Origin of the sequence: Loktanella sp. DJP18, from assembly GCF_049310965.1 — a bacterium.
GTDB lineage: Bacteria > Pseudomonadota > Alphaproteobacteria > Rhodobacterales > Rhodobacteraceae > Loktanella.
Genome location: NZ_JBMERN010000138.1, coordinates 1 through 9,228, shown reverse-complemented (window position 1 = coordinate 9,228; position 9,228 = coordinate 1). Strand labels below are relative to the sequence as shown.

General features: G+C 59.7%; 6 protein-coding genes and 2 pseudogenes. 4 read left to right on the top strand and 4 right to left on the bottom strand.

Annotation, left to right across the window (positions count from 1 at the left end; translation table 11 throughout):
- Window positions 1-353: 353 nt before the first annotated feature.
- Complete coding sequence (locus tag ACOI1H_RS21685; RefSeq protein ID WP_422440106.1) at window positions 354-1,073, bottom strand: acyl-homoserine-lactone synthase; 720 nt, start codon at window positions 1,071-1,073, stop codon at window positions 354-356.
- Window positions 1,074-1,236: 163 nt separating this feature from the next.
- Between ACOI1H_RS21685 and ACOI1H_RS21680 the strand changes: the two genes are divergently transcribed.
- Entirely contained in the window at window positions 1,237-2,586 is a 1,350-nt protein-coding gene (locus ACOI1H_RS21680; RefSeq protein ID WP_422440104.1) for a sensor histidine kinase, read from the top strand.
- Between the two features lie 22 nt (window positions 2,587-2,608).
- A pseudogene (locus ACOI1H_RS21675) lies at window positions 2,609-3,006 on the top strand (DDE-type integrase/transposase/recombinase); the annotation flags it as partial.
- Window positions 3,007-3,118: 112 nt separating this feature from the next.
- Here the strand turns inward: ACOI1H_RS21675 and ACOI1H_RS21670 are convergent.
- Window positions 3,119-4,582 (bottom strand): annotated as a pseudogene (locus tag ACOI1H_RS21670) (NAD(P)/FAD-dependent oxidoreductase); the annotation flags it as partial.
- Window positions 4,583-5,040: 458 nt separating this feature from the next.
- Between ACOI1H_RS21670 and ACOI1H_RS21665 the strand changes: the two are divergent.
- Both ACOI1H_RS21665 and ACOI1H_RS21660 read left to right on the top strand, forming a co-directional pair.
- The gene (locus tag ACOI1H_RS21665) at window positions 5,041-5,583 is read left to right on the top strand and encodes a DUF421 domain-containing protein (protein WP_422440102.1); all 543 of its coding nucleotides are present in this window, start codon (window positions 5,041-5,043) and stop codon (window positions 5,581-5,583) included.
- 15 nt (window positions 5,584-5,598) lie between these two features.
- Window positions 5,599-6,705, top strand: a complete 1,107-nt coding sequence (locus ACOI1H_RS21660; protein WP_422440100.1) for a cytochrome P450 — start codon at window positions 5,599-5,601, stop codon at window positions 6,703-6,705.
- Between the two features lie 381 nt (window positions 6,706-7,086).
- Here the strand turns inward: ACOI1H_RS21660 and ACOI1H_RS21655 are convergent, their stop codons facing one another.
- On the bottom strand, window positions 7,087-8,460 hold the full coding sequence (locus tag ACOI1H_RS21655) for an IS5 family transposase (protein ID WP_422440098.1): 1,374 nt from the start codon (window positions 8,458-8,460) through the stop codon (window positions 7,087-7,089).
- A gap of 484 nt (window positions 8,461-8,944) precedes the next feature.
- Window positions 8,945-9,228 (bottom strand): hypothetical protein (locus ACOI1H_RS21650; RefSeq protein ID WP_422440096.1); only part of this gene is annotated, 284 nt, incomplete at its 5' end.

The following is a 9,228-nucleotide window of genomic DNA, read 5'->3' as shown; positions in this document are numbered from 1 at the left end:
CGGCCACAATCCGCGCCTTCACATCCTTCGGCCAGCGCCGATATCCACATGTCCGCTCCACAACTTCGATGCAGCCGTCAAACCCTTCACCGCCATCCGCCATCGCCATCTCCTTCTGAATGTTCAGAACGAGACACGCCGTTGGGCCAGCACTACGGAACCGCGGAAATCAATGGGACGGGGACGGCACAAACCGCGAGCCGAACCTTCCGATACAAATCCACGGTGAAAATCCTCCCGCTCTCCCTGTCACCAAAAAGGGTAAAGGTGGGCGACTTTTAAACCTCCCGCAGCAAGGTCATCCCGCCGCTACAGTGGCCGACTTTCGCACCGACGTTTTCCGGGATTCGCAATTAGCCAATTGTCATCAAAGCGGCTTGGGACCAATCTCCGCCTAGTTCAAATGCCGGACCAACCGCCACAGCCTGCATGTCGATCCGCTTCAGCCATCGCCTAAACACGACGGGCACGACCCCGATCATCTGAGTAACCTCAAGACTGCGGGCTGTCTCTGCCATCTGCATCATCAGAAGAGTCTGAATCTCCACTCGACGACTGGCAGGGATCTTGTCTGACACAAACAGCCTGGTGCCCTCCCAGATATGATCAGCCACAGGAGCCTCGAAATACAAAGGATCCAAGGGCAGCCCCTTCAGAAGTCCCAGCTGCGCATCACGGATCATATAGGTGTGAGCACCACACCGTGACGTGGTCGGTGTCATCCGGAGGCCGGCAAGCACTTCACCGTATTCATGAACAACGACCCAGCGCGCTTCAGGTGTGTCGTACTGATCATATTCCATGCCGTCGACTTCAGGCAGCTTCCATCTTTTGGTCACGATGAACACAGCGTGTCGAGCCTTGAGGTAATTGATGTAAAGCTCTCCGTAATGATGCCTGTTCATCACTGAAAGGGTCGTTGCACGCAGTTGCCCGCTTGACCTCAGGAGGTCTTCGACCGTCATTATACGGGAGCAGGGAATGGACAGCACCTGACTGGGCAGCGGAAATTCCGACGTTGGGGTGGCAATCCGACCCTTCGACAAGAAGCGGGGTGGCGACTGTCTCATCATGCCCTCGTAACCTATCCTCGTTTCTCCAAACAATCGCATCGTACCCGTTATATAACCATAATATAGCCGTATTTTTCCATAAAAATAAGTCCGTTGTGCTTTCGAAGCACCCTGATTAGTGAGCAGGGTCTTGAGTTGAGTTTTCCGCGGACAAGGAAGCCGAATGGACAGTATTAGGGACGAGTTTCGCAATATCGGCAAGAAGAACATCTTCCGGCTTGCCCGGCAGATGAAGGACTATGCACAGGTCGGCACGGATCTGTTCTGGCAGCGCATGGTCATCTTTTGTGCCGCCGGTGTTCTGACAGGCTATTACTACAGCCTGCCCCTCGCCTTGATCACGGCTGCGATGATGATTTCATCCGAAGCTTACGACTCCATGGTCTTCCGGTCCGTTCAGGCCTGGAATGGACGTGACCCTTGCCTGGCCCGGGGCCTGATGGTCAAGATTGTGATAAGCACCATTACAAGCGCATTCGTCATCGTCTTCTTTGCAGTTTCCATTGCCCTGCATCAAGGCCCCGGCCCACATTTCATGTCGCTTTTCTTTCTGTTCGCAGCTGCAATCTTTGCCGCCATGAACAATCACCAGCTCATTACAATTCTGGCCATGAGAATGTCCATCTACGGGGCGGCCTTCATATTCATCCCCGCATGGGATATAATGGTCATGAATGCACCGATCCAGTCAGAACTCTGGGCGCAGCTGCTAACTTCTTTGTTTGTCCTGTTTTTTGTCATCGACAGCTCGCGGGTGCATCTGACGCTCTACCGTCGCAACCTGCGACAGGTGGAAGATCTCCAGCGTGAGCACACGAAAGTCGAAAACGCCCTGCGGATCAAATCAGAATTTCTGTCCACGATGAGCCACGAGTTGCGCACCCCCCTGACGTCAATCAAGGGATCGATTGACATCATGAAATCAGGTCATTTCAGCACTTTGCCTCCGAAAATAAACAAGATGCTGGATATCTCGCAAAGAAATTGCGCGCGTTTGCTGACCTTGATCGACGAAACACTGGACCTCCAGAAGATCGAGTCCGGTCTCATGACATATACGATGGAAGAGCTGGATGCCGCCGAGCTGGCCAGACAAGCGCTTGCAGCAAACAGCTCCTATGCCGAACGTCTCGGCGTCGAACTGGAATTGAGTAACGACGATCCGGGATACATCGTGACCGGTGATCGGGACAGGCTCCATCAGGTTCTCAACAACATGCTGTCCAATGCAGCCAAATTTTCACCCTCCGGCAGTGTGGTCAGGGTCAAGATCGAGCGGATAGCAAAACGGATCCGGCTTTCCGTCATCGACGAAGGCGTTGGTCTTCAAGAAAGCGACGCCGAGAAGGTATTCGACCGCTTCAGCCAGCTCGACTCCTCAGATACCCGCAACATCGGCGGCACCGGCCTTGGCATGAATATCTCGCGCAAGATCATGGAAGCGCATAACGGAGCAATCGGCTACGTCAGAAATGCAGACAAGGGGACCACCTTCTACATTGATATGACGTAGTCTGTAAGTTTGCGCCGTGCCTTATTCCCGCAGGCTGCACGCCCGTGCCTACCGGGGCGAGCGCCAGGAACACTGGTTCGACGGCATGGAGAGCTGCTTCCGGGCTTTCGGGGGCGTGCCCGAGGAGGTGCTGCTCGACAACGCCCGGGCGCTGATCCAGCACCATGACCCGATCTCGCGCGAGGTGGTGGTGAATCCCAAGTTGCATGCCTTCGCGCGGCACTGGGGCTTCAAGGTAAAAGCCTGCGCACCTTACCGAGCCCGGACGAAGGCAAGGATGAGCGCGGCGTCGGCTACGTGAAGAAGAACGCGGGCGCAGGGCGTCGTTTCGAGAGCTTCGCCGCGCTCGAGGCGCACCTGGACGCCTGGACGCGCGAGGTGGCGGACGCTCGGATCCACGGCACGACCGGCGAGGCACCCCGTTCACAGTGCCACACGTAAATGACTGCAAGGTCTGCCAAATGCGTTGAAGCCGACGATGCGAGTACGTAGATCCAGTAGATATTTGTCGATGGATCCTCTGACCTCGATATCAGAGATCCCCATCAGGCGGTGCCGAAGTGAATACGGGTGAGCGCACTGCGACGTCGTCTTCTGGCTTGGCAATGTCGTTGGCGATCAGACGCGCACCGCGGTCATAGGTCAGGTATCGCCACAACCATTGCATCGCGACAAGGAATCGATGCTGAAAGCCCACGAGCAGATAGACGTGGACGATGGCCCATGCCAAATAGGCCACCCAGCCTTTGACCTTAAGACGACCATGTTCGAAGACGGCAGCATGGCGTCCCACGATTGCGGTGTTGCCTCTGCTGCGATAGCGAAACGGGACAAGTGGTCGGCCCGAAACGATACGGGCGGTCAGGGTGCGGCCCAGATGCGTCCCCTGCTGCTTTGCCACCTGCGCCAGGCCGGGAAGTAGATTGCCGTCGGCATCGAGACAGGCCGCCATATCGCCCAAAGCATAGACGTCACGAAGGCCCGGAACCATCAGCGTAGCGTCCACGATGACGCGGCCTGCGCGGTCCGTCTCTCCCAGTTGGCGGGCCAGAGGCGACGCGGCGACACCGGCCGCCCACACGGCAAGACCCACGGGTTCATCGCGACCGTCGATGCGGATCGTCTGCGGTCCGATGTCTTCGACCGGCGCACGGTTCGGACATCGACGCCCAATCGTTCCAGCCGCCGGCGGGCGTAGCTCGACAGGTCATCGTCGAAGGCCGACAGCAGGCACGGACCGGCCTCGATCAGACTGATGCGGGTCGTGGTCGGATCGACCACCCGGAAATCGCGGGCCAGCGTATGGCGGCTCAATTCCGCGATGGCTCCGGCAAGTTCCACGCCGGTCGGGCCGCCACCGATGATGGCAAATCGCAGAAGCCGCTTGCGGTTCTCAGGATCCAGAGTCCGCTCTGCCTGCTCGAAGCGCAGCAGGATTTGTGACCGAATATGGAGCGCGTCCTCGATGGTCTTCAAACCCGGTGCGAATTTTTCCCACGCGTCGTGCCCAAAATAGCTGTGACCGGCACCGCTGGCCACGACCAGATGTGTAAAGTCGAGGTTCTGACCACTGGTCAATCGCAGCGTCCGGGCCACCGTGTCGATGTGGTCGACCTCGCCGAACAGGACCTTGACCGACGTGTAGCGGCGCAAGATCTTGCGCCCCGGTTCGGCTACATCCGTGGCGGACAGGGCGGCTGAGGCGACCTGATACAAGAGCGGCTGAAACAGATGGTGATTGCGGCGGTCGATGATCGTGGTCGCGATGCCGGCCTTGCCCAAGGCGCGTGCGACCTCCAGTCCAGCGAAACCTGCGCCTACGACCACCACCTCGGCTAGCGGAGCAAACATGCTGATTGCTGAATGCGGAGCAAGTGACACAGCATTTCTCCTTAGTATGTTCCGGGAGGGTCGCTGGCTGGAAACGACTCGTCTGACAATTCGTCTTCCTGCGACCACTCGTGCGGAGGGTCGCGCATGTCCGCAGGTCCTGCATTGCGGACGGGACGAATAGGCGGGGCAGACAAGCCCTCATGTTCCGCCGCACCGCGTCGAAGGATGATGACGGCCACAAGGCCCAGGAAGACTGCGCCGATCACGACGCTTTGGGTTCCGCGTGTCATAGTCTTGCCTTGTCTTGGATAGCGTGTTGATCAACGGATCAACCGGCTGGCTGTTCCTAAGACCATTGGGAATCGTATAGGGCGACAATTTGGAACCGAGCCGCTGGTTGGTGGTTGAGTTCAAATTGGTATTTCCAGGTGTGACTGTGGAGTCTCCCCCTGTCCCCTTTGATCTGACGCGGATGCTGTTTGGCGATGCGCCACCGCTCTTTCTGCTCGAAATCGCTCTGCGGACCGTTGTCATTACGCCTACACCCTTCTGCTGCTGAGATGGGTGGGCGGTCGGTCCGTTTCCCAGCTATCGCTTATCGAGTTTTTACTGGTGATCGCCTTGGGGTCCGCCGTCGGCGACGCGTTGTTCTATCCGGACGTGCCGCTGCTGCATGCCATGCTCGTCATCACGCTGGTCATTGTTGCCGACAAGGGCCTCGATGCACTGATCCTGCGGTTTCGGTGGGCAAAAATTGCGGTCGATGGGCTGGCGAAGGTCGTAGTGCGAGACGGTATGATTCTGCAGGATGGCCTTGGGCGGCGCACTACTGGAGCGGCGGAACTGCGGGCCAGGCTGCGCGTCGACGGAATTGCCAACCTTGGCGAGGTCGCCAGCGCGTTTCTGGAGCCAGGCGGCCGGTTGAGCGTCTCTCGCCATGAAACGCCGCGCCCCGGACTGCGTATCATTCCGCTGCGGGAAATCGGCGGCATGAATAGTGCCGTGACCGGGGTGCCCTGCTGTACCGAATGCGGTTACGTCGACGCGGGTGGACAGAATCCAAAGGTGGGACGCTGCCCAAACTGCGGAGGCGACAGGTGGACTGAGGCTGAAAATCCGCAAGACGCTGCCGGTCACAGCGTTTCCCTACTTGCCGCTCGATAGATCGGAGTTTCAGACATGGCGCATCTTCCCCGCGATCACTGGCCGGATTCAACCGTCCCGCTGCTGCGCGATCCCTACCGCTATATCGGATCGCGCAGCGCCAGTTTCGGGACACAGGGATTTCGCACACGAATCCTGGGGCGACCGGCCGTATGCCTGACGGGGGCAGCGGCGGCGGGGATGTTTTTCGATCCAATGGCCTTTTGCCGCGAAGGCGCGGTTCCAGCAGTCGTCAGAGACGTCCTGTTCGGCAATGGCGGCGTGCAGGGGCTGGACGGTGCCGCGCACGCCCATCGCAAAGCCATGTTCCTGGCGCTGATGGGACCTTCATCCGATCTCGGTCAGGTCGGGTCATTGTTCGATGCCGCCTGCCGCGACGCCGCTGTGGCGTGGCATGGACGGGTCGATCTCTTTGTGGAACTGACGCGGGTCCTGACGCGGGTTGCCTGCGCATGGGCCGGCGTGCCGCTGGCGGCCACGCATACAGACAAGACTGCAGGACGTCTGGCTGATTTGTTCCTGCATGCAGGCCCTAACCCGCTCGGGCAGGTGAAGGCACGCCTGTCGAGACATCAGCTGGAAAAGGACATGGTGAAGCTGGTCAACCAAGTCCGCGATGGCACAGTTGAGAGCGCGCCCGATCAGGCGTTGTCGTTCATTGCCAACTGGCGCGATCTTGACGGTGCTTTGCTGCCTGCCGAGGTTGCCGCCGTCGAGCTGCTGAATATGCTGCGTCCCACCGTCGCAATAGCGGTCTATCTTGTCTTCGTCGCCGACGCATTGGTGCACCATGGTGGCGATCGCGGGCGCATCGCCGCTGATTCCGCCTGGCGACAGGCCTTCGTGCAAGAGGTGCGGCGCACCTATCCCTTTTTTCCGGCGACGGCTGCGATCGCTCGTAAGGACATTGACTGGCAGGGAGAGAGGATCGTCGCTGGCACACGCGTTTTGATGGATATTTATGGGACCAACCGAGACGCCATGCAGTGGTGCGACGCGGAGGATTTCGCGCCAGCGCGCTTTCTCGACTGGCCGGGTGATCCCTTCACGCTGATCCCGCAGGGTGGCGGAGCTCACGGTGTCACGCATCGCTGTCCGGCGAATGGCTTACCATTGCGTTGATGGATCGGTTCACGCTGTTTCTATCGCGGGATATCGACTGGCGGCTGGACGGCTCGCGTCACGAACTGGATTATGCATCCCTGCCTGCGCTACCGAAAGGCGGATTGCATATTGTTGACGTGTCACTGTGCGAAAAAGAGGTAGCGAGGAGGAGTGGCGGAAGGATCATCCGAGATGGTGTCCGCAAAGCCGAAGGCCCCTGAAATTCCAAATCTGGGGAACCGCGGTTTTCCTGCTGAATTTCCTGCCCTTTCTGGGTGCCCTCATTGGCGTGGCCTTCGTCGCTGCCCTGTCGATCCTGACCTTCGACAATCTCTCCCACGCCGCGCTGGCACCCGCCGCCTATCTGATCCTGGACGCCTTGGAGGGGAGCTTTGTAGTTCAGGCTGAACAAACGTCTGGCGCGTCGCTCTGACGATTAGCGCGGCAGTTTTCGGCCCCCAGGGCTTCGATGACTCCAGCGAACACGGCGATCAAATGGGTCAAAAGAGCCCTGATGTGGGCCAGGATCTTGCGAATGTTGTGGCCGCAGCCGCAGAGGACGGCGAAAATCGCGTCGCCGGTCGTGCCCTTCAAGGGACAGCGTGACAGGCGGCCATCGTTTTTCATGTGACCAATTTCGGGCTCGATGGCGCTGCGCCGTCGCAGCAGCCGTTTCAGCTTCGGGGTGAGGCCGCGGCGCATGCCGCTGATCAGAACCTGCGTCGCCAACACGCCGTGGCCACGGTATCCGCGGTCGACGACCGCCAGCGCCGGCGTCCGGCCGGTCAGAATGGCGACCTGTTCCAGCGCTTCGGGCAGTGTGTGGCCGTCGTAGGGATTGCCCGACATGGACCGCATGCCGACGACGAAGCCTTCGTCGATCGTGGTGGCCAAGCTGACCTTAGTGCCGAATTCGTAGCGCTTGCGGGCCTTGCCTTTTGAGATGCAGTCGACCTCTGGCTCATGTAGGGCGTAAATCTTGCTGCGGCTCTTGGGCTCCTGGTGCAGCAGGCGGCCCACCAGAACGAGCTTGTCCAGAACGCGCTCGCGGAGGGGCCCTTCGGGGATCGCGTCCAACTGACGGCGGAGGTCGCGCAAGACACGACCAGTGTAACCCTTCAGCTGTTTCAGTGCCTTACGCATGCGCTTGAACTGTCGCGCATGGGCATAGCGCCCGGTCTGTAGTGCAAGACGCGGGGCCAGCCGGTTGTAGTTCTGCCGGAGCGTGACCCCGGCGTCGTCGGCCAGCGCGACGAGCTGCCGACGGGCCTTGTCGTAAAGACGCGCATCGGTCGGGTGGGCGATGTTCTTTTCCATCACCGTCGTGTCGACGGCGACGCGCGAGAGGCTGTCGTTGTCGACCGTTCCGGAATGACGCCCTGCCTCGATGGTCTTCGTGAGCAGCCACTCGGCACCCTCTTCACCGATCCGGTTGCGCCACCGCGTCAGCGAGGAGGGATCGATGGGCGGGCGGTGCTGGAAAAACGTCTCGCCCGTGAAGTGCTGGTAGTAGGGGTTCTCGACCCAGCGGGCCAGCACAGCCTCGTCGGACAGCCGGTAAGCGTGCTGGAGATACAGCAACCCCGCCACCAGCCGCGGCGAGGTCGCCGGCCGCCCGCGGTGCGACGGGAAGAAACCGGCCCACTCCCGCTCGAAAAAGTCCCAGTCGATCAGCGTGGTCAGCTTCGCCAGCTCGTGGCGCATATCGATCATGTCGGTGAGACGCGGGCGCAGCAGGTCGTCCTGCTCTTTCTGGCGGGGATGGGGCTTCATCGGGGCTCCGAAATTCGCAAGGTTTCGAAGACCAGAATACAAAATCCTGCAATTTCATGCCAGCGTTTCAGCACGACCTGCGAATGAAATCAGCAGGTTGAGGCTTGTTCAGGGTGAACTTTGTAACGCCGACGCTTTTAGGGCAACGATTGGAACTAAACGCCGTCGCGGTCTTCTTGACCGTCGTGATTTGGGGCTGGCTCTGAGGGATCGCCGGTGCCCTCGTCGCCGTGCCGGTCCTCATCGTGTTCAAGGTCGTCGCCGATAACGTCGAAGAGATGGAGATGGAGATGGTCGCGAATTTTCTGGGCGCTGCCCCCTCACCGCATCGCGGGTGAAGAGGCGGTTGCGGAACGGTGTATCCCATGGAACCCCTCGCGACGTGCAAGGTGCCGAGCGGGTAGGCCACACACCGACAATCAAATGAACGCGGCGTAGGACCACACAGGGAACGAAAATCCGAAAAGGCGGTTATGCCTCACCTTTATGTGGGAATGACGAATTGCGACTCTCCACCGAAGATCGGGACCTGCTCTGTCAGCAGTTCATGTTCGGCGGCACCACAGGCGGACAGACGGCCCTCCAGGACTTGTTTCCGACCGGTTTGAGGCGGCGCGAGCTTTGCCTTGATGTCCTTCGCCCGGTCGCGGATCGCCTCGGCGCGTTGTGGCTTGAGGACGAGGCGGCATTCATGAGCGTTCGCGTGGCAACATTGCGGATGGAAGCGTTGCTCCGGACGACAGCCGAGCCAATTAATCCGGTCATCAG